General features: G+C 63.7%; 21 protein-coding genes and 2 pseudogenes. 10 read left to right on the top strand and 13 right to left on the bottom strand.

Features of this window, described 5'->3' with window-relative positions; genetic code table 11:
• A partial coding sequence (locus Q362_RS0101955; RefSeq protein ID WP_028317300.1) for a transposase occupies positions 1-238 on the bottom strand: 238 nt, incomplete at its 3' end.
• Between the two features lie 136 nt (positions 239-374).
• Between Q362_RS0101955 and Q362_RS0101960 the strand changes: the two genes are divergently transcribed.
• The 6 genes and pseudogenes from Q362_RS0101960 (at position 375) to Q362_RS21885 (ending at position 6983) form a co-directional block, all read left to right on the top strand.
• Positions 375-1019, top strand: coding sequence for a hydrolase (locus Q362_RS0101960; protein ID WP_028317301.1), 645 nt, complete (start codon positions 375-377; stop codon positions 1017-1019).
• Positions 1016-1294 (top strand): antibiotic biosynthesis monooxygenase, encoded by a 279-nt coding sequence (locus Q362_RS21875; RefSeq protein ID WP_051553490.1) that lies wholly within the window; start codon positions 1016-1018, stop codon positions 1292-1294. The genes Q362_RS0101960 and Q362_RS21875 overlap by 4 nt, the downstream gene beginning before the upstream one ends.
• A complete protein-coding gene (locus Q362_RS21880; protein WP_051553492.1) occupies positions 1279-1593 on the top strand; it encodes a putative antibiotic biosynthesis monooxygenase in 315 nt (104 codons plus the stop codon). The genes Q362_RS21875 and Q362_RS21880 overlap by 16 nt, the downstream gene beginning before the upstream one ends.
• Positions 1590-3278, top strand: a pseudogene (locus Q362_RS0101970) (amidohydrolase); the annotation flags it as partial. The gene Q362_RS21880 and the pseudogene Q362_RS0101970, both read left to right, overlap by 4 nt.
• 224 nt (positions 3279-3502) lie before the next feature.
• Entirely contained in the window at positions 3503-4411 is a 909-nt protein-coding gene (locus Q362_RS0101975; protein WP_028317303.1) for a pirin family protein, read from the top strand.
• A 553-nt stretch (positions 4412-4964) separates the two neighbouring features.
• Positions 4965-6983, top strand: coding sequence for an ATP-binding protein (locus Q362_RS21885; protein ID WP_051553494.1), 2019 nt, complete (start codon positions 4965-4967; stop codon positions 6981-6983).
• Between the two features lie 58 nt (positions 6984-7041).
• Here Q362_RS21885 and Q362_RS0101995 read toward each other — a convergent pair whose 3' ends face one another.
• The 12 genes and pseudogenes from Q362_RS0101995 to Q362_RS0102055 all read right to left on the bottom strand — a co-directional run bounded on the left by Q362_RS0101995 (position 7042) and on the right by Q362_RS0102055 (position 23449).
• On the bottom strand, positions 7042-8199 hold the full coding sequence (locus Q362_RS0101995) for an HD domain-containing phosphohydrolase (RefSeq protein ID WP_028317304.1): 1158 nt from the start codon (positions 8197-8199) through the stop codon (positions 7042-7044).
• Complete coding sequence (locus Q362_RS0102000) at positions 8196-9407, bottom strand: response regulator (protein WP_028317305.1); 1212 nt, start codon at positions 9405-9407, stop codon at positions 8196-8198. Before Q362_RS0102000 ends, Q362_RS0101995 begins: the two co-directional genes overlap by 4 nt.
• 272 nt (positions 9408-9679) lie before the next feature.
• A pseudogene (locus tag Q362_RS18710) lies at positions 9680-10578 on the bottom strand (IS1595 family transposase).
• A gap of 459 nt (positions 10579-11037) precedes the next feature.
• On the bottom strand, positions 11038-12975 hold the full coding sequence (locus Q362_RS21890; RefSeq protein WP_051553497.1) for a response regulator: 1938 nt from the start codon (positions 12973-12975) through the stop codon (positions 11038-11040).
• Positions 12972-13415, bottom strand: a complete 444-nt coding sequence (locus Q362_RS0102020) for a response regulator (protein WP_028317307.1) — start codon at positions 13413-13415, stop codon at positions 12972-12974. Before Q362_RS0102020 ends, Q362_RS21890 begins: the two co-directional genes overlap by 4 nt.
• A 29-nt stretch (positions 13416-13444) precedes the next feature.
• On the bottom strand, positions 13445-16054 hold the full coding sequence (locus Q362_RS21895; RefSeq protein ID WP_051553499.1) for a PAS domain S-box protein: 2610 nt from the start codon (positions 16052-16054) through the stop codon (positions 13445-13447).
• Positions 16051-18300: a PAS domain S-box protein gene (locus Q362_RS0102030; protein ID WP_028317308.1), complete on the bottom strand. Its 2250-nt coding sequence runs from the start codon at positions 18298-18300 to the stop codon at positions 16051-16053. The genes Q362_RS21895 and Q362_RS0102030 overlap by 4 nt, the downstream gene beginning before the upstream one ends.
• A gap of 371 nt (positions 18301-18671) precedes the next feature.
• The gene (locus Q362_RS0102035) at positions 18672-20090 is read right to left on the bottom strand and encodes a Ni/Fe hydrogenase subunit alpha (protein WP_028317309.1); all 1419 of its coding nucleotides are present in this window, start codon (positions 20088-20090) and stop codon (positions 18672-18674) included.
• Positions 20091-20099: 9 nt separating this feature from the next.
• The gene (locus Q362_RS0102040; RefSeq protein ID WP_028317310.1) at positions 20100-20630 is read right to left on the bottom strand and encodes an NADH-quinone oxidoreductase subunit B family protein; all 531 of its coding nucleotides are present in this window, start codon (positions 20628-20630) and stop codon (positions 20100-20102) included.
• Entirely contained in the window at positions 20627-21343 is a 717-nt protein-coding gene (gene hoxU, locus Q362_RS0102045; RefSeq protein WP_028317311.1) for a bidirectional hydrogenase complex protein HoxU, read from the bottom strand. Before hoxU ends, Q362_RS0102040 begins: the two co-directional genes overlap by 4 nt.
• A complete protein-coding gene (gene nuoF / locus Q362_RS0102050; RefSeq protein ID WP_028317312.1) occupies positions 21340-22956 on the bottom strand; it encodes an NADH-quinone oxidoreductase subunit NuoF in 1617 nt (538 codons plus the stop codon). The genes hoxU and nuoF overlap by 4 nt, the downstream gene beginning before the upstream one ends.
• A complete protein-coding gene (locus Q362_RS0102055) occupies positions 22946-23449 on the bottom strand; it encodes an NAD(P)H-dependent oxidoreductase subunit E (RefSeq protein WP_028317313.1) in 504 nt (167 codons plus the stop codon). The genes nuoF and Q362_RS0102055 overlap by 11 nt, the downstream gene beginning before the upstream one ends.
• Before the next feature lie 363 nt (positions 23450-23812).
• Between Q362_RS0102055 and Q362_RS23385 the strand changes: the two genes are divergently transcribed.
• The 4 genes from Q362_RS23385 to Q362_RS0102075 all read left to right on the top strand — a co-directional run bounded on the left by Q362_RS23385 (position 23813) and on the right by Q362_RS0102075 (position 26397).
• Positions 23813-23971, top strand: coding sequence for a hypothetical protein (locus tag Q362_RS23385; protein WP_157469819.1), 159 nt, complete (start codon positions 23813-23815; stop codon positions 23969-23971).
• A 3-nt stretch (positions 23972-23974) separates the two neighbouring features.
• Positions 23975-24313, top strand: coding sequence for a P-II family nitrogen regulator (locus Q362_RS0102065; RefSeq protein ID WP_028317314.1), 339 nt, complete (start codon positions 23975-23977; stop codon positions 24311-24313).
• Between the two features lie 17 nt (positions 24314-24330).
• Complete coding sequence (locus Q362_RS0102070) at positions 24331-25638, top strand: ammonium transporter (protein WP_028317315.1); 1308 nt, start codon at positions 24331-24333, stop codon at positions 25636-25638.
• A gap of 339 nt (positions 25639-25977) precedes the next feature.
• Positions 25978-26397: a single-stranded DNA-binding protein gene (locus Q362_RS0102075; RefSeq protein ID WP_028317316.1), complete on the top strand. Its 420-nt coding sequence runs from the start codon at positions 25978-25980 to the stop codon at positions 26395-26397.
• Positions 26398-26643 lie beyond the last annotated feature (246 nt).

A 26643-nucleotide genomic window follows, 5' to 3' on the forward strand; every position in this document is an offset into this window, starting at 1 on the left:
GAACCATAGCAGAACTGACGCCTTCAAATTTCTCACGCGGCAAGGCGTTCCAGATGATTCCTGTCCTCAGGACGTACACTATTGCGGAGAAAAAGAGTCGGTTCGAATACTTCGGCTTTCGGCCGCCGCCCGGCTTACGAGTATATTCTTTTCCGGCTTCTCGCAGATCTGTGGGGATCAACGGTTCAACGATCGCCCAGAATGCATCCGAAATTTCCCAGGTTTTGATGCGTGCCATTTCTCCCCCCGTTGCTTGGTTTCAACGGATATTAGCTGGTGGCAGGAAAATTGCGAGCAAATTATTTGTGGATAAGCACTTAGCTTTTGGTCGTTGGCAATAAAAATCATTTTACCTTTGCTCAGGAGGCCTGCACATGAAAACCGAGCTTTTGAATCCGCACAACAGTGTCGTCATTTTCATCGATCACCAGCCTCAGATGACCTTCGGCGTCGCCAACATCGACCGGCAGACCCTGTTCAACAACGTCATCCTCCTGGCCAAGGCGGCGAAGATTTTCAATGTGCCCGCCATCCTGACCACTGTGGAAACCAAGAGCTTCTCCGGCAACATGTGGCCGCAGCTGCTCGACATCTTCCCCGGCCAGGAGCCGATCGAACGCACCTCCATGAATTCCTGGGGAGATGCCAAGTTCGTCGAGGCGGTCGCCGCCACCGGCAGGAAGAAGCTGGTCATTGCCGCGCTCTGGACCGAGGTCTGCCTGACCTTTCCGGCGCTGGAGGCGATGCAGGCCGGCTACGAAGTCTACGCCGTGGAGGACGCTTCCGGCGGTACCAGCCTCATGGCCCATGAGGCGGCGATGCGGCGGATCGAGCAGGCCGGCGGCGTGCCGGTCACCTCTTTGCAGGTCTTGCTCGAATACCAGCGCGACTGGGCCCACAAGGAGACCTACGATGCCGTCATCGCCACGGTGAAGGAGCATTGCGGCGCCTACGGCCAGGGGGTCGAGTACGCCTACACCATGGTCCATGGCGCCCCGGCCAGCCGGGCCAAATCTTGACCGCGGATACCGTGCAACCCGAGGTGAGCGGCGATTCCGGGCCGCTCACCGTCGTGGCGACATGGAAGGTGCAGCCCGGAAAGGAAGCTGCCTTCGAGGAGTGGCACCGCGGCCTCTCGGCGGCGGCGACTCGCTTTCCGGGCCATCTGGGGGTGAGCGTCATGCGTCCGTCGCATGCCACCGGCGAGTATGTGGTCATCTTCAAGTTCGACACCTATGAGCATCTCGCGGCCTGGCAGAATTCGGCGGAACGCCGCGAATGGCTGCTGGACTGAAAGCCGATGCCACCCGGTATCAGTCGGGCTACGGCCTGGAGTTCTGGTTCGCCTCGCCCGATGCCCATGCGCCGCCGCCCCGCTGGAAAATGGCGGCGGTCACGACGCTTGCGCTCTATCCGGTGGTCAATCTGCTCACCATCGCCCTCAACCCGCTGATCGGGGGCTGGTCCATCTGGACCGGCGGCCTGGTGGCCCTGCCCCTCACCATCATCCTCATGACCTATCTGGTCATGCCCGCCATGACTAGGCTCTTTTCCCGGTGGTTGTTCGAGACAACACAGGAGGCCACGCCATGAAACCGAGTTATGCGGATACCCTGCTCATCAACGGTCGCATCGCCACCCTCGACCCGACCCGACCCGAGGCCGGCGCGGCGGCTATCCGGGACGGACGGTTCGTCGCGGTGGGCGACGAGCGCGCCGTTCAGGCCTTCAAGGGACCGGCGACCACGGTCATCGACCTCAAGGGCCGGACCGCGATCCCCGGCCTGATCGATTCCCACATCCATGTCATCCGGGGCGGCCTCAACTACAACATGGAGCTGCGCTGGGACGGCGTGCCCTCGCTGGCCATCGCCCTGCGGATGCTGCACGAGCAGGCGGCGCGCACCCCGGCTCCCCAGTGGGTGCGGGTGGTGGGCGGCTGGTCGGAGTTTCAGTTCGTCGAACGGCGCATGCCGACCCTGGAGGAGATCAACGCCGTTGCTCCCGAAACGCCGGTCTTCGTGCTCCACCTCTATGACCGGGTCCTGGTCAACCGGGCCGGGTTGCGGGCCATGGGCTACACCAAGGACACGCCCGATCCGCCCGGCGGCCTGATCGAGCGTGACCGGCACGGCAATCCCACCGGCCTGCTGATCGCCAAGCCCAATGCCATGATCCTCTACTCCAGTCTGGCTAAGGGACCGAAACTCGGCTTTGACGACCAGGTGAACTCCACCCGCCACTTCATACGGGAGTTGAACCGCCTGGGGGTCACCAGCACCATCGACGCCGGCGGCGGCTTCCAGAATTATCCGGAGGATTACCGGGTCGTCGAGGAGTTGGCCGAGCGCGGCGAGCTGACCCTGCGCATCGCCTACAACCTGTTCACCCAGCGGCCGAAGGAGGAGTACGAAGACTTCGCCGGCTGGGCCAAGATCGTCTCTCCCGGCCACGGCAACGACCTTTACAAGATGAACGGCGCCGGTGAGATGCTGGTGTTCTCGGCGGCGGATTTCGAGGATTTCCTGGAGCCCCGGCCCGATTTGCAGCCGGTGATGGAAGCGGAGCTGAAGAAGGTCATCCATCTGCTGGTGGCCAACCGCTGGCCGTTCCGCCTGCATGCCACCTACAACGAGTCCATCTCCCGCTTCCTCAACGTGTTCGAGGAGATCGACCGGGACATTCCCTTTGCCGGGCTGCGCTGGTTCTTCGACCATGCCGAGACCATCACGGAACGGAACATGGAACGGGTCCGGGCGCTGGGCGGCGGCATCGCCATCCAGGACCGGATGGCCTTCCAGGGGGAATATTTCGTCGACCGCTATGGCGCCGAGGCGGCCAAGCGGACCCCGCCGATCGCGCGCATGCTGCAGATGGGCATCCCGGTCGGGGCCGGCACCGACGCCACTCGGGTTTCCAGCTACAACCCCTGGGTATCGCTCTACTGGCTGGTGAGCGGCCGGACCGTGGGCGGTCTCTCCCTTTACGACGAGCACAACCGACTCGACCGGACCGCCGCCCTGCGCCTCTATACCGAGGGCAGCGCCTGGTTCTCCGGTGACGAGGGCAAAAAGGGGTGGGTTGCCGAGGGGCAACTGGCCGATCTGGCGGTGCTCTCGGCCGATTATTTCCAGATCCCCGAGGAGGAGATCAAGGGGATCGAAGCGGTGCTGACCATCATGGACGGCAAGGTGGTGCACGGCAGCGACGAGTTCGCCAGACTGGCGCCGCCCCTGCCGCCGGCATCACCCGACTGGGCGCCGACCGGCGTGTACGGCGGCTGTTGCCGCCACGGCCATCATCACCATGCCGCCATGGGCGCCGCGCCCAGGATGCCGGGCCACGCCGCCGCCTGCGGCAATCCCCTGCATCAGCACACCCATACCGTGCTGGGGCCCCAGGGCCTGTGGGGGATCGGCTGCACCTGCTTCGCGTTCTGAAGGCCGACCAGAGTGTGCCGGCACTGATTTTATCGTCTGCTCACAAACAGGAGAGGAGCGCCATGATGCCACGAAAAATAAAGAAAATCCTCAAAAGCCGGCCCACCATCGAGGGAGCGGGCGTCCACCTGAAGCGGGCCTTCGGCTACTCCCAGGTGCCCGAGTTCGACCCTTTTCTCATGCTGGACGACTTCCACACCGGCAACCCCGACGAATACCTGGCCGGCTTTCCCTGGCACCCGCACCGGGGCATCGAAACGATCACCTACGTGCTGGAGGGACTGGTCGAGCATGGCGACAGCATGGGCAACAGCGGCGCCATCGGCGTCGGCGATGTGCAATGGATGACCGCCGGCAGCGGGGTCATCCATCAGGAAATGCCGAAGCTGAGCCCCACCGGCATCATGTGGGGCTTCCAGTTCTGGGCCAACCTGCCTGCCCGCCACAAGATGATGGCGCCGCGCTACCGGGACATCAAGGCTGCCGAAATCCCGGAGGTGGCGCTCGACGGCGGGGTGAGCGTCAAGGTGGTGGCCGGCCGGGTGGCCGGGGTGGAGGGGCCGGTGCGGGATATCGTCATCGAACCGGAAATGCTCGATATCGCCGTGCCGGCCGGCACGGTGTTCACCCATGCCCTGCCGCCGGGGCACACGGCATTCGCCTATGTTTTGTCGGGGGAAGGGTATTTCGATGAGCGGCGGGATGCCTTTGCCTATGAAATGGTCGGCCAGGGATGGAGCGACGTCGAACGGCGCTGTCTCTGTCAGGCGGAGACGGTCGTGTTGTTCGAGCACGATGGGGACGGCATTCAGGTGACCACCCTTGCCGCCCCGGTTCGTTTTCTGTTGGTGTCGGGCATGCCGCTCAAGGAGCCGGTGGCCTGGTATGGGCCGATCGTCATGAATACCCAAGAGGAATTGAGAACGGCCTTCGAGGAGTTCAACAACGGCACGTTCATCAAAAAAGCATAGGGAAGTTGGCCAGAAGCCGCCTGTCGGGCCGGTTTTCGTCCGGATCGGGCGGCATTAACTCGACATCGGGCTTCCCCGGAAACCGGTCCGGGAAAGGCGCGCGGGGAAACCGTGGCCGCCGAGCGGGGCGGTCACTTCCCAAGCGGATTCGCATTCCTCGCATTCGTGCTGCGCAGCCCGCCCAGCGCCTTCCTCATCGTCTTCCGGGGCAGTTCCATCTCGTCCCGGAAAAGATTGCCCTCCCTGTCGGCGTCCATTTTCTCGGACCGCCGCTGCATTGTTGCATGCCATTCCCCATCGCCGACGAGCCCGTTGCTGTCCGCCTCCGCTGCCTTGATGCCGGTACGGCGTCCCGGACGGCGGCGATCACGGCAAACGGGTGCATTTCCGCGAGCAGGTCCTATGCTTTTTGGCGCGGAACGGCTATCCTGCACAGAGGTTAGGCGGGAATGGGTGACCAGCGACCAGCGGCTGCCCGCGGCAAGGCCGTCCCCGCGCCGCGCCACGGCGGAAATGCCGCCACGGCCGCCATCGGACCAACGGAGGAGGATTCATGTATTCATTGCTCATCGTCGACGACGACCACCATGTCCTGCAGGTGCTGATCACCATCCTCAGCCAGGCCGGGCATCGCTGCCGGGGGGCCGGGAATGTCGCGCAGGCCCAGGAACTGCTGGCGGAACAGCCCTTTGATCTGCTGTTGACCGATCTGGACATGCCGGGGGAATCGGGGATCGACCTGATCCATTCCGTGAAGGGGCGCTATCCGGACACCGCCGTGGTCATCGCCAGCGTCCTCGACGATCCCCGCCAGGTTCGGGACATTCTGGAGCTAGGCATTTACGGCTACATCGTCAAGCCGTTCACCAAGAACCTGGTCCTGATCACCATCGAGAACGCCCTGCAGCGGCACCGCCTGGAGTTGAAGGATCGGCTGCACACCCGTCTGCTGGAGCGGGAGGTGGCCGCCCGGACCCGCTCGCTCGACGAGCAGCTCCATTTCCTGCAAACCCTGATCGACGCCATTCCGGTGCCCATCTATTACAAGAACCTGCGCTGCGTCTATCTCGGGTGCAACCGGTCGTTCGAGCGGTCCGTCTCCCTGCGGCGCGAGGAGATCGTCGGCAAAACCGTCTTCGACATCTACCCGCCGGACGTGGCGGAGGAGTTGCACCGGCGGGACCTGGAGATCCTCGATTCGGGCGAGGTGCAGATCTACGAACGGGAACGGCGGCATGTCAACGGCTCCCGGCAATGGGGGATCATCCACAAGGCGATCTTCGCCGACAGTGCCGGCAGACCGGCCGGGATCGTCGGCGCGGCCCTGGATGTCACCGGGCTGAAGCGGGCCGAGGAATCGTTGCGGTTTTCCGAGGAAAAGCTGCGCTCGCTCATGGACAGCCTGCACATCGGCGTGATGACCTTCAACGAGCAATGGGAACTCGTGCAGATCAACCGGCAGATGCACACCTGGTTCCCCCTGCTGCGGGAGACGGCCGGGCCAGTCAATCTCAGGGAGTTTCTCCGGCGTTCGGGCCAGCCGCACGGCGGCGAGCAGTTGGTCCCCGACGACCTGTTCCGGGTCGGCAAGGTTCGGGAGATGACGGTCACCCTGGAGACGGTCGGGGTCGAACGCATTTTCAGAACCGTCTTGTCCCCGATCCTGAACAAGTCCGGCTCGATCACCGAGGCGGTCGGGCTGCTGGAGGACATCACCGACAGGCTGGTCATGGAGCGGGATCTCAACCAGGCGCAGAAGCTGGAATCCATCGGCCAGCTCGCCGCCGGCATCGCCCACGAGATCAACACGCCGGCGCAATTCATCGGCTCCAACATCGGTTTCCTGGACGATGCCTTCCATGATGTCAAAAGGCTGGTGGACACCGTGGCCGACCGCATCGACGCCCTGGCGCAGGGCGCCGATCTCCGCGCGTCGCTCGACACGCTCGCGGCGACGCTCGCGGAAGTGGACTGGCCCTACCTCAACGAGGAAATTCCCGCGGCCATCGGCCAATCGCGGGAAGGCATCAACCGCATCACCACCATTGTCCAGGCGATGAAGGAATTCTCCCATCCCAGCGGCAAGGAGAAGGTGGAGTACGATCTGAACAAGCTCATCGAAACCACCATCATCGTCGCGCGCAACGAATGGAAGTACAGCGCCGAGGTGCAAACCGACCTGGCCGCCGACCTGCCGCCGGTGCGCTGTCTGGCCGACGAACTCGGGCAGGTCTTTCTCAATATCCTCGTCAATGCCGTCCATGCCATCGAAAGCGCCGCGAACAGCGGAGCGCGGCCCGGCAAGGGGACCATCGTCTTCACGACCAGGCGCGACGGCCCGTGGGTCGAGGTGCACATCGCCGACACCGGCAGCGGCATTCCGGAAGCCATCCAGGACCGGATCTTCGATCCCTTCTTCACCACCAAGGGGGTGGGCAAGGGCACGGGACAGGGCCTGGCCATCAGCCGTGACGTGGTCGCCAACAAGCACGGCGGCTCGTTGACCTTCACCTCCAAAGCCGGCGAAGGCACGGTGTTCATCGTCCGCCTGCCGACCGGCGCGACGGAATAGGGCACCGGTTCCGGCCGGGGCATGCCGGCCCGCGCCGGCGTTCCCCCGCGCGTGCCCGTCAGCCGGACGAGTCCTCCGACGGCTGCCCGATCCGCACCAGCACCGGTTCGACGACCCCGACCTGGGTGGCGAAATTTTTCAGCCCCTGGAGGATGGGCCTCGTGATCGTCTGGCCCTTGGGAACGATCAGCCCCCCGCTCTTGGTGAGGATATCCTCGAGGGTGACCATCCCCTCGGTGACCTGATCGACCTTCAGGCTGAGCGACTGCCCCTGGAACTCGAACTGCACGGCGGCGAGCACCTCCATGACCCGCGGATTGTAGTGCTGTTTCTGCCGGCGCATCCAGGCGACGGCCTGTTCGTGGTCCGCGCCCCTGAAGCGTTGCCGGTCGTAGTCGATGGCCGCCCTGAGGATCTGGGCGCCCAGGAGGACCTCCTCGACGTGGTCCGAGGTGACGGCCTCGTCGTACTCCTCGAAGGACCGCATCTGCAGGGCGATCATCCGGGTGATGTTTTCCAGCCTGGGAATCTGTTCGAGCAGGGCCGCGCCCACCTCGGGGTGGCGGATATACATCTCCTCCTCCTCGTCGGTCAGCGGTTCGTCGGCATAGACCTTGTTCAGCACGTCGCCGGGAAGGGAAAAACAGCCGATCTGCGACAGCAGGGCGGCGAGTTCATACTGCCAGAGGCGCGGCAGCCGCATGGCGGTGGCCATGGCCACGACAGAGGGCCTGATCCGGGAACCGGCGCTGAACGCCAGGGGATTGGCCACGCCGAGCAGTTCGGACAGCACGTTGACGCACCCTTTGAGCGTTTTTTGCAGCAGTTCCTTTTCGGCGGTGAGCAGACGGTGCTGGCGCAGGGCCAGGGCCAGGGCGGTGACGAAGACCGCCGGCGGGCAGGGCTTGGTCAGAAAGCGGAAGATCTGGCCGCTGTTGACGGCGTCGATGGCGGTTTCCTGATCGGCGTTGCCGGTGAGCATGAGGCGGATGGTATCCGGGTAGAGATCCTTGACCCTGGCCAGGAGTTCCACGCCGTTCATCCCCGGCATGCGCATGTCGGAGACGATGACCGCGAAGGGCCCCCGTTCCCTGAGGACGTCCAGGGCTTCCTCGCCGCCTCCGGCGACGTCCAGGGTGAACCGCTTGTGCAGTTGCCGCTGGATCGATTGCAGGACGTTCGGTTCGTCGTCGACGAAGAGAATCTTTTCGTTCATGGCAGTTCGATGGGGTCCAGTTGCCGGCACACTTCCAGCCAGTGTTCGAAGCGGCCGGCCTTCCCCGCCTGTTCGAGAAAGGTGGTGTCGAGGGCCGGCGGGATGTACTGCTGCTGCGGATTGAGCAGGTGGTAGATGATGTCGGCGGCGTGGACGATGAGCGGCGTGCACAGCGAGGGCTTGGGGTAGTGGGCCAGCCGATGGTGAAAGGCGGCCGCGTCCACGATCGGGCCGGTCAGGCCCCACAACCCGAGCAGATAACCGCCGACATCGCCGTGGGTGGCGGAGAAGATCTGATATTCCGCCTGACAGTGGGCGACCTGTTCGATCTGGGCCAGCTCGGTGGCCTCGATGTATTTGTCGCGGACGGTCGAGAACAGGAGCAGCTTGCCGACATCGTGCATGAACCCGGCGATGAAGGCCTGTTCGATCAGTTCCTTGCAGCCGGTTTCCTCCACGGCGATGCGCTTGGCGTAGGCGGCCACGGCGACACTGTGCCGCCACAGGGCAGCAGCGGAAAACGACTTGGCCGCCATGGGGTTGAGTTCCGAGAAAACCCCCACGCTGAGCACCAGCGCCTTGACGGTGTCGAGGCCCAGCAGGTTCACGGCCCGGGATGGGCTGTCTATGTTTTTGAAGAACCCGAAAAACGAGGAATTCACCAATTGGAGGATCTTGGCGCTCATGCCCAGGTCCTGTTCGATGATCTTCCCTATCTCGGAGAGCGGGCTGTCCGGCTCCTTGAGCTTCCGGCACAGGCGGGCGTACAGCGGCGGCAGGCTGGGCAGGCTGCCGATGCTGGCGGCCAGGGCCTGCAGATGTTCGTTCTGCATGAGATTCTGCAGGGCACAGGCGCGCTCCAGCACCTGCTTCAGCGTTTCCGGGTCCGAGGGTTTGGTGATGAACTGGTGGACGACATCCACGGTCCGCAGGATGGATTCCTCGTCGGCCTGGCCGGTGAGCATGATGCGGATGACATGCGGGTATTGCCGCTGGATGGTGGTCAGCAGCGTGGCCCCGTCCATGCCGGGCATGCGCATGTCGGAGACAATGACGTCCACGGGATGGTCCGCCATGAAATCGAGCGCTTCCTGGCCGCTCTCGACGAAATGGAGGTCCTTGTCATTGCGCATGGAACGGAAGGTCCGCTTCAGGCCGGCCAGGATGTTGGGTTCGTCGTCGACGAACAGAATGGATTTCTTGGTCATGCCGCACCGCTTCGGTGGTTGAATGGATCGCGTGCACGCGCGCGCGGCCGGGAAAGGGGCCGGCGCTGCATCATGATACACGAAAAGACCGCAGCCTTTCGCGCCCCTGGCAGGGGCGAATCTTTTCCCCGCTCCGCCCCACGGATCTGAGAAAAAATCCCTTTTGCGCATCTTCCCTGAAGCGACACGGAAAAAGCGATAAGGGCCGCACGGGACATTTGACTGCAAAGATCATTTCCGCAAATTGTACAATATTTCAATGGTAAAAGTGGCTATGAATGAAACGCAGCAATCTTGATTGGAGTATGCGCCAGACAAGCGTTGAGCAAGCGGAGTGGGAGTTCTGGTTCCCAAAATCTCCGGTTGAATCGGTAGCAGAATTCATCGAGATACTCTTGCAGGTACCGAGATGACACGCCATGAAAGGTTCCATTGATGAACTTTTTCATGTTACCGATCATGATATGCACCAAGGGCAACCAGACATGAGCTTCTTCGGGTGAAGTGACCTTTTTCTGGTGTTGGTGCTGCTTGGCCGCAACATTCAATGCAGGGAGCGCATCGGTTTACACCTTCTGGCCGGTGCGTAGGTGCCGCGTGAGAAACCTGCCGACCGTGTCTGTGCACACGCTGTCGACCGCTTGCAGGGCAAGAAACCCGGCGCCCTTTTTCCGGGTTTCCACCGCAACAAGCACTGGTCGTTTCCCTTCGGCGCCACGGCCTCTTTTGCCGGATCGTTTGCCGCCGACAACAGTGTCGTCCAACTCAATCAGGTTGGCAAGCCGATAGATGCTGTCCCGGTAGGCCATGGCTTGTCGGATCTTGCGCAGCATGGTGCGGGCTGTGATCCAGGAAACACCTAAGTGCTTGGATGCTCGCAGTGCAGAGAGGCCACCTTTATCAGAAGCCATGAGGTAGGTGGCCCAGAACCATTTGACCAGGGGAATTTTGGTGGCGTGAAACAAGGTGTCGGCGGTTATCGAGACCTGATGACGACAGTGGGCACATTGATACGTAAATGGCGCGAGGCAATAGGGTACGCGTTCATACCGCCACATGTCGGGCATTGGAATCCTTTTGGCCAACGAACCTTGGCCAGTGTTTGGGTGCATTTGCGCTCCGTACCGAATCGTTTCTGCCATTCTATCAAGCTGACTTGGGGCATCTGCATGGCAAGACTTCTTTTGGAATATCTGATTGATATTACATGCAAAATTAAGCATTATGCTGCGTTTTGTTTAGAGCCACTATGGTAAATGCTCATATTCTATGAGGCCCATGTCCCGCGCTTTCAGGATGGCGTCAGCGGCACTGCTGACGTCGAGTTTCTTATACATGACATAGGTGTGCGACTTGAACGGGGTACCGAGGTCTTTCAGCTTGTGCAGAGGGGCCAGCGCCTCTTCAATGCGATTCAGGACAGCTCAGCCACCGACCTTCACGAACCTTGAAGATGTGCGGGTCGACCTCGCGTTCTGACCGCACAATGCCTGGCGGGCGTGCAGGCGCGCCGGACGGGAACATCGCCCCACCGGCGCCTTGCGGGCGCGGGACGGCAATAAAAAAAAGGCAGGGGCAAGCGGCCCTGCCTTTTTTATCGCTCAGGAATTGCTCCCGATTTTGGCGGCGGTCACGGCGCATCCAGAAGCGTCCGCACCACGCGCAGCAACTCCTTGGGGGACACGGGCTTGTACAGGATCTCCATGTGCACCTCCAACAGGTCCTTCTGCTGAATGTTTTCCGGGGCATAGCCGCTGATGAAAACCCCCTTCATTCCGGGGCGTATCCGGTGGATGGCCTCCAGGGCCTGTTTGCCGTTCATTCTGGGCATGACCAGGTCGAGAATCAGCAGGTCGACGGTGTCCGGGTGCCCGGCGAAGACGCGCACCGCCTCCTCCCCGTTGACCGCGGTCAGCACCGTATAACCGAATTGTTCCAGCACCCGGACGTAGAGTTCGCGCACGGCGCCGTCGTCCTCGGCCAGGAGGATGGTTTCGCTGCCGCCCCGGACACGTTCCCGGTCTTCCCCGCGCGGCTCCTCCCGTTTCGATTCCTCGATGAGCGGCAGGGTGACGGTGAACACCGTGCCCTTGCCCGGCTCGGTCTCCACGAGAACATGGCCCTGATGCTCCATGACGATGCCGTAGACCACGGACAGGCCCAGGCCGGTCCCCTTGCCCATTTCCTTGGTGGTGAAGAAGGGGTCGAAGATCTTGGCCGCGGTCTGCTGGTCCATGCCCTTGCCGGTATCGGCGATGGCGATGCGGACATGCGGCCCCAGCCGGCCGAAGCCGTGGGCATCGACGAACCGCCGGTCGATTTCCAACCGCTCCGTGGAGATGGTCAGGTAACCGCCGCCGGGCATGGCGTCGCGGGCATTGGTGGCGAAGTTCATCAGCACCTGGTCGAGCTGGTGGCTGTCGGCGAAGACGCACAGCGGTTCCTTGGCCAGCCGGGTCTCGAACTGGATGTCCTCGCCGATCACCCGCCGGATGAATTTCTCGATGCGGGTGATGAGCAGGTTGACGTCGACCGGTTCCTTGCGGCAGACCTGCTTGCGGCTGAACATGAGCAGGTCCTTGGTGAGATGCGAGGCCCGCAGGCCGGCTTCGAGGATGGTGTGCACGCTCTTGCGCGCCGGATGATCCTCCTTCAGGTGTTCCAGGGCGATCTCGGCATAGCCGAGGATGGCCGAGAGGATGTTGTTGAAATCGTGCGCGATGCCGCCGGCGAAGGTGCCGATGGATTCCATCTTCTGCGCCTGGCGGAATTGTTCTTCCAGTTTGCGATGGGCGCTGATATCCCGCACGATCTCGATGATGCCTTCGATGTCGCCCCGTTGGTCGGCGACCGGTATTGCCCGGATCTCGAACTCCCGGCTGTCGTCGCGGGAGGCGAAGTAGCCGATTTCGTTCCGGTGCGAGGCGAGGCTGCGCACCACCGGACAGGACGGGCAGGGCTCGTTGTCCTTCCAGAAGACGACATGGCAGCGGGAATCCGGGGCGAGCGAATCGGCTCCCAGGGCGAACATGCGCTGGGCGGCGATGTTGGCCCAGCGGACCTTGAGGTCCGGGGAAAGGTGGACGATGCCGTCGGGCACGCTGTCGAGCAGGACCCGGTAGGCCTGCGACAGGTGCCGGTACGCCTCTTCCCGCGCACTGAGCTGCTCTTCCGCCTCCTTGCGTTTTCTCTTCTCGGCCGCCTCGTTCAGGCTGCGCTCGATGGCCGGAATCAGGCGGGCCAGGCGGTCCTTGAGGATGAAATCGGTCACGCCGGATTTCAGCAGTTCCACCGCCGTCTCCTCGCCGATGCTGCCGGAGACCAGAAGGACGGGAACATGGGAAAACCGGCTGTTGAGCAGGCGCAGGGTGTCCTTGAAATCGAGGCCGATCACCTTGTAGTCGGAAAGCACCAGGTCCCAGCCGCCGGTTTCCAGGGCCGCCGCCAGTTCCGGGCCATCCTTTGCCCAGCGCAGGGTGGCCGTCAGCCCGTTGGTGCGGAGATGGCGGGCGATGAGCAGGTAGTCGGCCTCCTCGTCCTCGATGAGCAGAATGCGCAGGGGGGTCATGTGCAGTTCCGGGGCGGTTCGTTGATGGCCAGCCAGTAGACGCCCAGCCGCGCCACGGTGTCGGCGAGTTCGGTGAAATCCAGCGGTTTGCGGACAAAGCTGTTGGCGCCGATCTCGTAGCTCCGGAACCGGTCCCGTTCCTCGTCCGAGGAGGTGAGGATCACCACCGGCTGGAATCTGGTGCGCCGGTTCTCGCGGATGATTTTCAGCACCTCCAGGCCGGACAGCTTCGGCAGCCCGATGTCCAGGAGCACGACCACCGGCAGCTCGAGCGCCTCCGGCTGCCGGAATTCGCCCTGGTTGAGCAGGTAGTCGACGGCCTGCTGGCCGTCGCGGACCACATCGATCCGGTTGGCGATGTTGGCCTTGCTGAGCGCCCGCCGGATCAGCAGTTCATCCTGGGGGTTGTCCTCGACCAAGAGAATGACCTTGTTGTGCATGGTGCCTCGTTTGCTTTGGATTGAAGGGTTCAGGGGAGATGGAAACAGAAGGCCGCGCCCGCGTCCTTGCCGCCCCTGGCTGTGATGCTGCCGCCGTGGCGGTGGATGATCCGCTGGACCGTGGCCAGGCCGATGCCGATGCCCGGAAACTCCTCCTGGCGATGGAGCCGCTGGAACGGCTGGAACAGCTTGTCGGCGTGGGCTGGTTCGAAACCGGCGCCGTTGTCGCTCACGCAGATGCCCGTCGTTTCACCGTCATGCCCGGCGGCGACCCGGATAAACGCCTCCTGGCGTCGGGCGGTGTATTTCCAGGCATTGGCCAGCAGGTTGCGCATGACCACCTCGATCATGGCCGCGTCTCCCCGGACGACCAATCCCGGCTCGACCTCCCAGCGGACCTGCCGTTCCGGCTCGGTGCGCGCCATATCCGCCAGCAGCCGGAGCGACATCTCGGCGAGGTCGATCCGTTCCCGCCGCACCTGCCCGCGGGTCGAGCGGGACAGGGTCAGCAGGCCGTCGATCAGGTCGCCCATCTTGCGGCTGCCGATGATGATCTGGTCCAGGAACATCCTGGCCTCGTCCTGGAACAGGTCGCCGTAGTCCTCGATCAGGGCCTGGGAAAACCCGTTCATCGCCCGCAGGGGCGCGCGGAGGTCGTGAGAGACGGCATAGGCGAAGCTGTCCAGCTCGCGGTTGGCGGCGGTGAGTTCCGCCGTGCGCTCGACCACCCGCCGTTCGAGATCGGCGTTGAGCAGGCGGATTTCTTCCTCGGCCTCCTTGAACCGGGTGATATCCTCGGTGAAGATGACAATGCCGCCGACCTCGTCCTCGGCGTTCATCCAGGGGCGGACCTCCCAGCGCAGCCATTGCACCCTGCCGTCCAGCCGCACGAACCTGTCCTCGTCGGCGCGGACGATCTCGCCGGTCATGCCCCGGCGATGCACGTCCTTCCATGCCTCCCCGATTTCCGGGAAGATGTCGTAGTGCGACCGGCCGATGATTTCCCGCTCGCCCAGGAAATAGTCGTCCCGCCACCGGAGGCTGACCGCGAGATAGCGCATCTGCCGGTCGAACATGGCCAGTGCCGCCGGTGCGTGCTCGATGAACAGGGTCAGCCGTTCCTCGCTTTCCTGCAAGGTCTTGAGGGCCGCCTCGGTCCGCGTCCGGGCGGCGTTCGCGTCCTGCATCTGGTTCAGGGCGGCGATGCGCGCCTCTTTCTGCCGTTCCAGGATGTTCTTCAACTCCGCCTCGGCCCGTTTCCGTTCGGTGATGTCATAGGAAATCCTGCAGAGGAAAGCGATGGCCCCGTCCTGGTCGAAGATGGGGAAAATGTTCGTGGCGAACACCTGGGGCTCGCCCCTGACCGAAAGACATTCCTCCGTGACATGGGGCGATTTCGTGGCGAGCACGTTGTGATCGTTTGCCCGGATGGTTGCGGCCGTGTCGGCGGGAAAGAGGTCGAGATCCGTCTTGCCGACGATTGCGGCCTCGTCCATGCCGAGGAGGAGCTGCACATTGGGATTGGCCAGGTTGTACCGTCCCGCGGCGGTCTTCAGGGAGAGGAGGGAAGGGGAGTTGTCGACGATGGCGCTGAGCTTGCGTTCGCGGTCACGGATGGTTTCCTGGGCCTGCACGCGCTCGGTGATGTCGATGAAGGTGGTGAGGAGCAGGCCATCGGCAACCCGGCAGGTGAAGATATGGATCACCTTCCCGGAACCATCCTTGCAGACGATGCGGTATTCACCGGCATCGATGGTGCTGTCCGGATGCGGCGCCCGCGCGATGGCCGCGTGCCATTGGGCCTGGGCCCGCTCCCGGCAGGCGGGATCGGGGTAGGCCCGCAGCCACCATTCGGTGACGGTGGGCACCTCGTCGAGGGTATAACCGAACATCTGGTCCATGCGGTTGTTTTGCGCCAGAATGGCGGCGCGGTCGTCGGCGAGCCCCATGGCCACCGGCGCGTTTTCGAACAGGCGGCGAAACCGTTCCTCGCTGGCCCGCAGGGCCGTGTTGGCGGTCTCGATCTGCTGCCGGCGCGCCCGTTCGCGTTGGCGCGACCGGTAGAGGGCCTCGCTGATGAGGCTGATGATCAGGCCGTTGAGGGCCAGCATGCTCCACTGGAAGAGATCGTGCTGGGAGGCGATGGCGAAACTGTGCACCGGGGAAATAAAGAAATACAGACTGAGCAGGCTGGCGATCGAGGTGGCGGTCAGCCCCGGACCCAGGCCGCCCAGCAGGGCGGCAAGGGAGATGGGCAGCATGTAGAGGACCAGCAGCGGCCGGTCGCCGAAGACGACGGGCATGTGCCTGCGGACGACGAACATGACCACGGTCAGGACGATGGCGAAGGCATAGGCGGTCAGGCGTGGCCAGGGACGGGCGACGAAGGCGTCGAGGGCCGCCTCCTCGCCAGGCTGCGCCGGCGCGCGGGTCTCGGGGACATTGTGGAGGGCCAGCGTGAAACAGCCGCAGCTCACCAGCACGAAGAAGATCCCCTTGGCCGTGGACAGCCACACCAGGGAGCGGACATCCATGAAGACCATGAGCAAACGGTCGGACAAAAAGATCCAGCCGAGCGCCAGCAGCAGATATGCCAGGGTGGCTTGGACAATGAATCGGCTCCGGGCGGTCTGTCTCATGGTTCCTCGGTAAAGGAAAGGTCGAAGGGGGGTGGCTGGCCGAGTTGTCGCGACAGTTCGTTGATCGTGCGTTTGAGTTCGACCATGCGCAACTCCCGGCCCACCGCGGCGCGATTGAACCGTTCCAGCTCCTCGTTTCGGCTTTTGAGTTCTTCCAGAAGGAGCTTGTGTTCGGTGATGTCGTTGCCGAGCGCGAGAATTTCGACGACGTTTCCCTGAAGGTCTCGAATCGCCCGGTTCGTCCAGGCCATCCAGATGCGGCTGCCGTCCCGCCGGACGTTTTCGTTGATGACGTACCGGTGGCGTTCCGGATGCGCGGCAATGTCGGCGACCAGACCGGAAAGGTCGTCGCCGGTGGTGGCGTGTTCGGGAATCAGGACGCCGATGTGCTGGCCGAGCAGGCTGGCCCTGTCCCAGCCGAAAAGGTGCTGGGTGTATGCATTGAAGAAGGTGATGGTACCGTCCCCGGACCAACGCATGATGGCGCTGCTGGCGCCTTCCACCACTTCGCGGTAGTACTGCTCGCTCTTGACCAGGGCCATTCCCGCCAGTTTGCGGTCGGTGATGTCCTGGATGGCGCCATGCATCCGGACAACCTTGCCGTCCACGACCACCGGATGGCCGATGGTCCGGACCCATTTGCGCCGGCCGGTCCGCGTTTGCATCTCCAGTTCGAGATCATAGGGGACGGCCTTCTCCACCGCGGTGCGGATCGCGGCCTCGATGGCGCGGCGGTGTTCGCCGATGTAATACTCAAGCCCGGCGGCGGCGCTGAAGGGGGCGTCTTCGGGCAGATCGTGAATGCGTAACGCCTCAGGCGTCCACGTGCCCTTACCGGTCGCCGGTTCGAAGGTCCAGCCGCCGACATGGGCCATCGCGGCCATGTCGGTGAGCAACTGGCTGCTTTCGAGCAACGCCGCTTCGATTTCCTTGCGGGCCTGAATGTTTTCGACCACGGCAATGAAGTAATCCGGCTCGCCGGTCGGTTTCCTGATCAGGGTGACGCCGAGGTGCGCCCAGAACACGGTGTCGTCGCAGGCGACGAACCGTTTTTCCCTGGTGTAGGATGACGTTTCCCCGGCCATCAGGCGCGCGATATGCTGTTCGTCGACCGCCACTTCGTCCGGGTGGGTCAGTTGCTGCCAGGTCTTGGTCCGCATTGCCTCCCGGCTGAAACCGAACAGGGCGCTCAAGGCGCGGTTCGCCACCAGGCAGCGGCCGCCGAGGGCGATCACGGCGATACCGACGGTGGCCTGTTCGATGGTCGTGGCGAACAGTGCCTCGCTGCGCTGCAATTGGGCGGCGGCATCGGCGAGCTTTTGCCGGACAGCGGCGATTTCCGCGATGCGGGGCGGTTTGTCGGACGAGGCGGGGGCAACCAGCGCGGCAACCTGGCTCCCCAGCCGCCGGCCCGCCTGGTAACTGCCGAACACGCTGGCGGCCGTGGCGGCCAGAATGGCCAGGGCCAGGGCGATGGCCGAAGACAACAACGGCATGTGGACCGCCGCGCGGGGGATTTCCACCGCCACCGACCACGGGGAAACCGTGGAGCGGGCCACAAAGCGCTCTTCGTCGTCCACGTCGCGCCGGCCGTCGAATCCCGGCGGGGCGCGCCGGGCAATGACATCGCCGCGGCCGTCCCGCATGGTTATGGCCCAACTGCCGGGCAGGGCTTCCTGGTCCAGCCGCGCCTGGAATTGTTTCGTTTCCAGGATCGTGAGGAGCAGATGGGTGGTTGTGCCGGCCCGTAGCCTCGGGACCGCGATGGCGATCAGGGTGTCCTCGGCGACCGGACCGACAAAGGTGTCGCCGACCGCGGGCCGGCCGCTGGCCAGGGCGGCGGGGGCGGCGGCATGCCCGGCGGGACGCGGCAGGGGCGGCAGGACGGTGCCCAGGGGCGAGCGGGTATTGAACAGCATCCGCATCGGATTGCCGGTGTCGGCGAGGATGACGTGGCCGCCGAAGCTTTCGTGGTAGCCCCGGGCCTCGGCATACAGCTCCGGCCAGCGGTCGGGATCGTCAACCAGAGGCGACATCGCCAGGATGTTCAGCGCCCGGATGCGGGCATTGAGGTGATGGTCGATGGCGGTGGCGAAATTGTGCGCGAGATCGGCGGCCTGTCGCCGGATCTGCTCCTGCTGGTTGAGAATGTTGACGACGGCCAGCCAGGCGGCCACCGCGACCGGCGGCAGCACGCTCAGCCAGATCAACCGGGCGAGAAAGACGGAGAGGGGGCGGGGTTTCATGGGGCGCCTCCGTTCCGGTCAGGGAGATGGAGGCCGCAGGGCACGGAGGTGGGCGGCGGCTGCATCCGAAACAGGAAGAGAGGCGGACGGTCTGGCGAGACGCTCTTCCTGTATGCCGAAACCATGCAACCCCCTTCCTTGAAATCGTTGTGGCCCAGAGACACGCGGGATGCCAGCGTCATCCCCGCTTCGTCCCCAGGATTCGATCATGCGTCTCCCGAATCGGGCGAGCCGAAAGCAAAGAATGCAGGCGTATGTATTTTGCTTACGCCATACAGGAAAGAAATGCAAGAAGAGGCCCGAGCAATGGCCAATGCAGGCGGCAAAAAGATTGGCAGGCGGGAAGGGTGCGGGCGCCGCGTGGTCGGCCGTCAGCGCCGGAGGCGGTCGAGGATGGTGCCGTCCGGGCCGACGAGTTCGATGACAAGAGGCATGGCGCCGACCGCGTGGGTGGAGCAGGCCAGGCAGGGGTCGAAGGCGCGGATCACCGCCTCGATGCGGTTGAGCAGCCCCTCGCGGATCGCAGTGCCGTCGAGGAAATGGTGCGCCGCCTGGAGAATGCCGCGCTGCATGGCCAGGTTGTTGTGGCCGGTGGCGATGATCAGGTTGGCCCATTCGATCAGGCCGTCCCCGTTGACCCGGTAGTGGTGGATCAGGGTGCCGCGCGGGGCCTCGGCGATGCCGACGCCTTCCAGGTTGTTGACCCCGGCCGTGGCCCGGACCCGCGCATCGAGGATGTCCGGCTCGGCCAGCAGTTGCTCGATCCGCTCCGCCGCATACAGGGTTTCGATCAGCCTGGCATAGTGCGAATGGAAGGTGCTGAGCACCGGCCCGGATACCAGCGCGCGGAACTGGGCCAGCTCTCGGTCGGCCAGTTCGGTGCCGCAGCGGGCGGCGAGGTTGAGGCGGGCCAGCGGCCCCACCCGGTACATGCCGTCCGGATAGCCGTGCGGCCGGTAATAGGGGAACTTGAGATAGGTCCAGGGCTCGACCGCCTCGGCGACGGCCTGCTGGTATTCGCCTGGGTCGAGATCGTCGCCCGCCGGAGCGCCGGCGGCGTCGATGATCCGCAGGCGACCGTCATAATGTTCCAGGGTGCCGCTATCGTTGACCAGGCCGAGGAACAGGCTGGGGAAGCGGGCGAAGACGCCGATATGCTCCTGGTGGCAATCGAGGGTCTGCTTGAACCGGTCGAGATGGGTCCGGATCAGGGCGATAATCGCCGGCAGTTCGGCGAGGATGGCGTCGCGGGCGATCGCGGCCAGCGGCGAGTTGACGCCGCCGGGCACCACCCAGGACGGATGGATGCGCCGCCCGGCCAGGCGCTCGATCACCTGCTGGCCGAACTGGCGCAGCCGGATGCCGTCGCGGGCGAACTGGGGATCGACTGCGGCCAGCCCGAAAAAGTTGCGGCTTTCCGGCGGATGGTCCATGCCCAGCAGGAGGTCCGGTGCGGAGAGATAGAAAAAGCTGAGCGCGTGCGACTGGATCAGTTGGCCAAGGTTGAGGAGGCGGCGCAGCTTGCCGGCGGCTGCCGGGATGGCGACCGCCAGCAACTGGTCGCAGGCCTTGGCCGAGGCCAGTTCGTGGCTGACCGGGCAGATGCCACAGGTGCGGGCGGTGAGCGAGGGCATCTCGAAAAAGGGCCGACCGACCACGAACTGCTCGAAGCCGCGCACCTGATTGACCTGGAAACGGGCATCCTGCACCTGGCCCGCCTCGTCGAGGAACAGACGGATGGCGGCATGGCCCTCGATGCGGCTGACCGGTTCGATGACGATCTGCTTCATGGCGAACTCCTAGGCACCGAAGCGGGTGTCGAGCCGCAGGTCGGCAATGCCCGCCAGCAGGCCGCCGAGGGCGGCGAACAGCGTGTCGGCCGCGGGCGGGCAGCCGGGGATGAACAGGTCGATCGGCACGAAATGGTGCAGCGGCAGGGCCTGTTCGTTGAGATGCGGCAATCCGTCCGCCGGAATCTGCGGCTTGAGGGGCCGGCTTTCCAGGTAAACGGCGCGGAGCATGGCCTCGGCGCCCATAATATTGCGCATGGCCGGGACATTGCCGGTGACCGCGCAATCGCCCATGGCGATCAGCAGCCTGCTCCGCCGGCGGGCGAGTCGCAGGCGGGCCTCGTCCGCATCGGTGGCGACCGCGCCCTCGATGCAGACCACATCCACCTGTTCGGGGAAGTCCTTGGCATCGACCAACGGGCTGTAAACGATATCCACCTGTGCGGCCAGGTCCAGCAGCCGTTCGTCCGTATCCAACAGCGACATGTGGCAGCCGGAGCAGCCGTCGAGCCAGAGGGTGGCCAGGCGCAGTCTGTTCATCGTCGCTCCTCGGCCCGGTTGGCCACGAGATAGGGGAGGGCGGGCCGCTTCTTCTGCATTTCCGCCACGGATCTTCCCTTTTCGGACAGGGCGCCGGTGGGGCAGACGTGCACGCACTTGCCGCAGCCGGTGCAGGTGGTGGATGTGCCCCAGGGGGTGTCGAGGTCGGCGACGATCTGGCTGCGGATGCCCCGGTTTTTCACGTCCCAGGTGTGGGCGCCCTCGATCTCGGCGCAGACCCGGACGCAACGGGTGCAGAGCACGCAGCGGTTGTGGTCGAGGACGAACCGGCTGTGGGAGGCATCCACGGCCAGGGCCGGATAGCGGCCGGGAAAGTCGATGTGGTCGATGCCGAGTTCACGGGCCAGATCCTGCAATTCACAGTGGCCGTTGGAGACGCAGACCGCGCAGACATGGTTGCGCTCGGCGAACAGCAACTGGACGATGGCCCGGCGATAACTGCGGAGCCGCTCCGATTGCGTGGTGACCACCATCCCCTCTTGGATCGGGGTGACGCAGGCGGGATGCAGCTTGGCGCTGCCTTCGATCTCGACCATGCACAGCCGGCAGGCACCGGTGGCGGAGAGCCCGTCCAGGAAGCAGAGGGTCGGAATGGCAATGCCGTTTTCTCCGGCCACCTGCAGGACGGTTTCCGTTGCCAGGCCGCTCACCGGCCGGCCGTCGATGGTCAGGGTGAGGATCGGCGTGGTCATGGCTGCACCTCCCCGTCCGGCTCGGCCGGGACCATTCGGTCGAGATATTCCTGGCGGAAATAGCGCAGTGTGCTCAGGACCGGATTGGGGGCCGACTGGCCCAGCCCGCAGAGACTGGCGTGCTTGACCAAGTCGCAGAGCGACTCCAGCATGGCGAGGTCGGCGGCGGTAGCGCGGCGCTCCTGGAACCGGGTGAGCAGACGGTGGATCTGGGCGGTGCCTGCCCGACAAGGCACGCATTTGCCGCAGGACTCCTCCATGCAGAACTCCATGAAATACCTGACCACGTCGATCATGCTGGAGGTCTCGTCAATGACGATCATGCCGCCCGATCCCATGATTGAGCCCAACTCGTGCAAGCTTTCGTAACTGACCGGCGTGTCGAGAAAATCAGCCGGGATGCAGCCGCCCGAAGGGCCGCCGGTCTGCACGGCCTTGAGGGCGTGACCGTCGGGAATGCCGCCGCCGATATCGAAGATGATCTCGCGCAGGCTTATGCCCATGGGCACTTCGACTAGGCCGGTGTGGCGGATTTTGCCGGTGAGGGCAAACACCTTGGTGCCCTTGCTACGGTCCGTGCCCAGGGCGGCGAACCAGGCGGCGCCGTTCCGGACGATCGGCGGGATGTTGGCATAGGTTTCGACGTTGTTGATCAGGGTGGGGCAGCCCCAGAGGCCTTTTTCCGCCGGATAGGGCGGCCGGGGGCGGGGGATGCCTCGACGGCCCTCGACCGATTCGATCAGGGCGGTCTCCTCGCCGCAGACAAAGGCGCCGGCACCGAGCCGGATCTGCAAGGTGAGGTCGAAGCCGGAGCCGCAGATGGCGCGACCGAGCAGGTTGCTGCGCTCCGCCTCGCGGATGGCCAGCCGGAGTCGCTTGACCGCCAGGGGATATTCGGCCCGCACATAGATATACCCCTGGCTGGCGCCCACGGCATAGGCGGCGATGATCATCCCCTCCAGCACGGCGTGGGGCGTGCTTTCGAGGATAGAGCGGTCCATGAAGGCGCCGGGATCGCCCTCGTCACCGTTGCAGATTAGGTATTTCCTGTCGCCGGTGGCCTTGGCCACGGTGGCCCATTTCAGACCGGTGGGATAGCCGGCGCCGCCGCGGCCGCGTAAGCCGCTTTCCTGGATGGAGCGGACCACGTCAACGGGCCGCATCCCGGTGAGCACGGTGAGCAGCGCGCCGTAGCCGCCCGCGGCGAGGTAGTCGTCGATGCTTTCCGGATCAATGCGGCCGGACAGGGCCAATACATTTTTGTGCTGCCGGGCGAAAAAGGGCAGGTCCGGCGGCAGCAGCAAGCGCTGGACCGGCTCCTGGCCCAGCGAGGCGACGATGGCGGCCGCGTCGTCCGGCCGCACGGTCTGATAGGCGATTTCGCCCGGCTGGATCAGGACGATCGGGCCAAGAGCGCAGAGGCCCATGCAGCCGGCCTTGCGCACCAGCACGCGATTTTCCATCTGCCGCTCGGCGACCGCGCGGCGCAGGGCGGCGATGATCGCCTCGTTGTCCGGGCAGCCCAGCCCGGCACAGACCAGGATGTGGTGGGCGAAACCGTCGAGACGCCTCTGGTGTTCGGCCGCCCGCGCGGCCAGTTCTTCACGGTGCATCGCCCAGCCACTCCTCGATGATGGCGGTCGCTTCCCCGAAGCTCTTTTTTCCGACGAGCGCGCCGTCGGGCAGGAACACCGGCGCCAGGGCGCAGGCGCCGACACAGCGGACCTCGACCAAGGAGAGACGGTTGTCCGGGGAGGTGTCGCCGGGGGCCAGGTGATACCGGTCTCGCAGCCAGGCGAGCATCTTGTCGTTGCCCTTGAGGTGGCAGGCCGTGCCGGTGCAGACGGCGAGAGTGTGCTCGCCTTTGGGCTTGAGACGGAAATGGTTGTAGAAGGTGACGACCCCGAACACCTTGGCCGGCGGCAGCCGCAACCGGGAGGCGATATGGGCCAGGGTGGTGCTGTCCAGGTAGCCGAAGGCGTCCTGGGCGGCGTGCAGGGTTTCGATGAGGGCGTCGGGTCGGCGATCGAGCCGCTGCATGACCCGGTCGATGAGCTGCCAGCGCGTGTCGTCCGCGGGTGGTGCGGTGGATTCATTGACTGGCATGGGCATTTTCTCCTCGATCACGGGAAAGGAGGAAGGACGATGGATGTATGTATTCTTATTTTTCCGATGAATGCAATCCTTCTTTTTGCCGAATCGCCTTGCCGTCGCCGGTTTTCATTCCCGTTTGGACCGCGCGTCTTCATATTTGTCATTTGTCGATAAAAATAAATACAAAAATGAATTATTTTTTGATTTGTTTGGATATATTTAAGCGAATATTAATAATATTTTATTGATTTTATGTGTCATTTATATATGTTCCAAAAATGGCATATAATTTGTTTGTGATGGGCATGTGTATCCGCATCCCCGGATGACATGGTGAAGGAAAACGAGGAATAACACTGAAAAAAGGAGGGGGAGATGAGCAGAAAAAACGATTCGGGGATGATCACCGGTTGCGGGCGAGCCGATGCCTGTCCGGCCGGAAAGGGGAATGAGCAGCAAATCTATCGGTTTGTTCAGGGAATCAAATCAACAGGGCAGGGCGGGCATGATGAGCGGCTGCCGGAAAAGGAGTGATCCATGAAGTTTGTCAGTGCGATAATCAAACCTTTCAAATTGAATGAGGTGCGGGAAAGTCTGACGGCGCTCGGCGTCAAGGGCGTGACCGTGACGGAGGTCAAAGGCTTCGGCCGGCAGAAGGGGCACACCGAGATGTACCGGGGTGCGGAGTATGTCATTGAATTCCTCCCGAAGTTGAAGGTGGAAGTCGCCATCGACGACAATCAGCTCGAGCAGGTCGTCGAGGGTATCAAGAAGGCGGCCTGCACCGACAAAATCGGCGATGGGAAAATCTTCGTCTTCGATCTGGAACATGTAATGCGCATCCGCACCGGCGAAACCGGTAGCGAAGCCCTGTAATCAGGAGGAAACCATCCATGAAAAAACTTGCTTTTGCCACCACGTCCGCGCTTGCCGCCTTGCTGGGGACGGTCGTTTGCGCCTTTGCCGAGGAAGCCCCGGCCATCAACAGCGGCGATACCGCCTGGATGCTGACCAGTACCGCCCTGGTCCTGTTCATGACCTTGCCCGGTCTCGCCCTTTTTTATGGCGGTCTCGTGCGGAAGAAAAACGTTTTGTCCGTCCTTGCCCAGTGTCTTGGCATTGCCGGTCTCGCGACCCTGATGTGGTGGGCCTTCGGTTACAGTCTGTCGTTTTCCGGCGATGGTAAATTCATCGGCGATTTCGGCGCTGCCTTCTTCAAGGGGATTTACGGGCCGGAAGGCAAGGACATCTCCTATTCGAGCCATCTGGCGGGCGTGCCCGAATCGGTCTTTGCCATGTTCCAGTTGACCTTCGCCATCATCACTCCGGCGCTGATTGTCGGCGCCATTGCCGAGCGCATGAAGTACACGGCCGTCCTGGCCTTCATCGCCGGCTGGTTGATTCTCGTCTATTTCCCGTTCGCCCACATGGTCTGGGGCGGCGGCTATATCGGCGGTACCCTGGGTGCCATCGACTTCGCGGGTGGCCTGGTCGTCCACATGTCGTCCGGTTATTCGGCCCTGGTGCTGGCGCTTATTCTCGGTCCGCGCCTCGGCTACGGCAAAGAGCCGATGACCCCGCACAGCATGGTGCTCTGCATGATCGGCACCTCGATCCTGTGGGTCGGCTGGTACGGCTTCAACGCCGGTTCCGCCGGCGCTGCCAACGGACTGGCCGGCAGCGCTTTCCTGACCACGACGCTGGCTGCCGCCATCGGTGGTTTTGTCTGGGCGTTTCTTGAGTTCATCACCAAAAAGCAGCCCTCCGTGCTGGGTTTCTGCTCGGGCATCGTCGCCGGTCTCGTCGTCATCACCCCGGCAGCGGGCTTCGTTGACGCCACCGGTGCTGTCATCTGCGGCATTGCCGCCGGCGTCGTCCCCTACTTCGCGGTCGTGACGCTCAAGAGGAAACTCGGCTACGACGACGCGCTCGACACCTTCGGCGTCCATGCCGTGGGCGGCACGGTCGGCACCCTCCTGACCGGTCTGCTCGCGGTGGAAGCCGTCAACGGTCAGGCGGGCGGTGGCGCGCTGTTCATGAAACAACTGGGAAGCGTCGCCATCGTGCTGGTATGGAGCGTGGTCGCCACGGCCATCCTCGCGTACGCCATCAAAGTCACGATAGGGCTTCGTCCGACCGCCGACGTTGAGCGTCAGGGACTCGACATCAACGAACACGGCGAAGAAGGTTACGCCGACTAGGCAGCAAGAAAAACGAGCACGCCTGCACCGGCGGCGTCATCAACCCCAGCCCGGAACGGAGAGCACACCGTTCCGGGCTTTTTTTTTGAGCCGATGCCAGGGTGATTGCCATGATGCGGTCTTCCCGTTCGTCCCGTATCGCCTGCCTGTGCTTGACGATGCTCGCCGGATGATGCGGCCCTCTTTTTTGCGGCTGCGGCAGAAAGGGCATGGCGTGAAGGTGCCCGCTCCATGCGACAAGTTTTGCAATCGCCCGGCAAGTGGTTTATGATGCCGGTCACATGACGGCATGACACAGGCGTGCCGATCTTCCCGCAATTTTCTCCGTGCAGGTGAGCAATGGTCAACAAGGTAATGTTAATCGGCAATCTGGGAGCCGATCCGGAAATTCGCTATACCCAGAGCGGGACGCCGGTGGCCACTTTCCGCGTGGCGACCACCGAACGCTGGAAGGGGCAGGACGGGCAGATGCAGGAACAGACCGAATGGCACAGTATCGTTGCCTGGCGGCGGCTGGCCGAGATCTGCGGCGAGTATCTCTCGAAAGGTTCCCGGGTGTACATCGAGGGCAAGCTGCAAACCCGGAAATGGCAGGACCAGAATGGCAACGACCGCTATACCACCGAGATCATCGCCCGCGAGATGAAAATGCTCTCGCCGCGGACCACGGGCGGAAGCGAGTACGGCGGCGCCAATCAGGGGTACGGCACGGAATCGTTTCCCGAGCCGCCGCCCATGGGCGACGACGTGCCGTTCTGAACCGCGTCCTCGTGTGTTCGTTCCCGCAACCCGGACAGACTCGTGCTGTCCGGGTTGCAGTGTTTTGTGCAGCCGGGAAGGCGCGGGCTGGGTGAGCGGAAATTAGCGGGCGGAGGGCACGGAGATGCCGTCGGCCGTGCCGGTTTCCGCATCGGGGTTCGAGGAAGACCGGTGGACATACCGGCATCTGCGGGCGCCGCCCGGCGGTGTGTTTTTGCCTTTCCTGCCCCGCAAAAAAGTGTGCTA

The sequence above is a fragment of the Desulfobulbus elongatus DSM 2908 genome (assembly GCF_000621145.1).
Classification (GTDB): domain Bacteria; phylum Desulfobacterota; class Desulfobulbia; order Desulfobulbales; family Desulfobulbaceae; genus Desulfobulbus; species Desulfobulbus elongatus.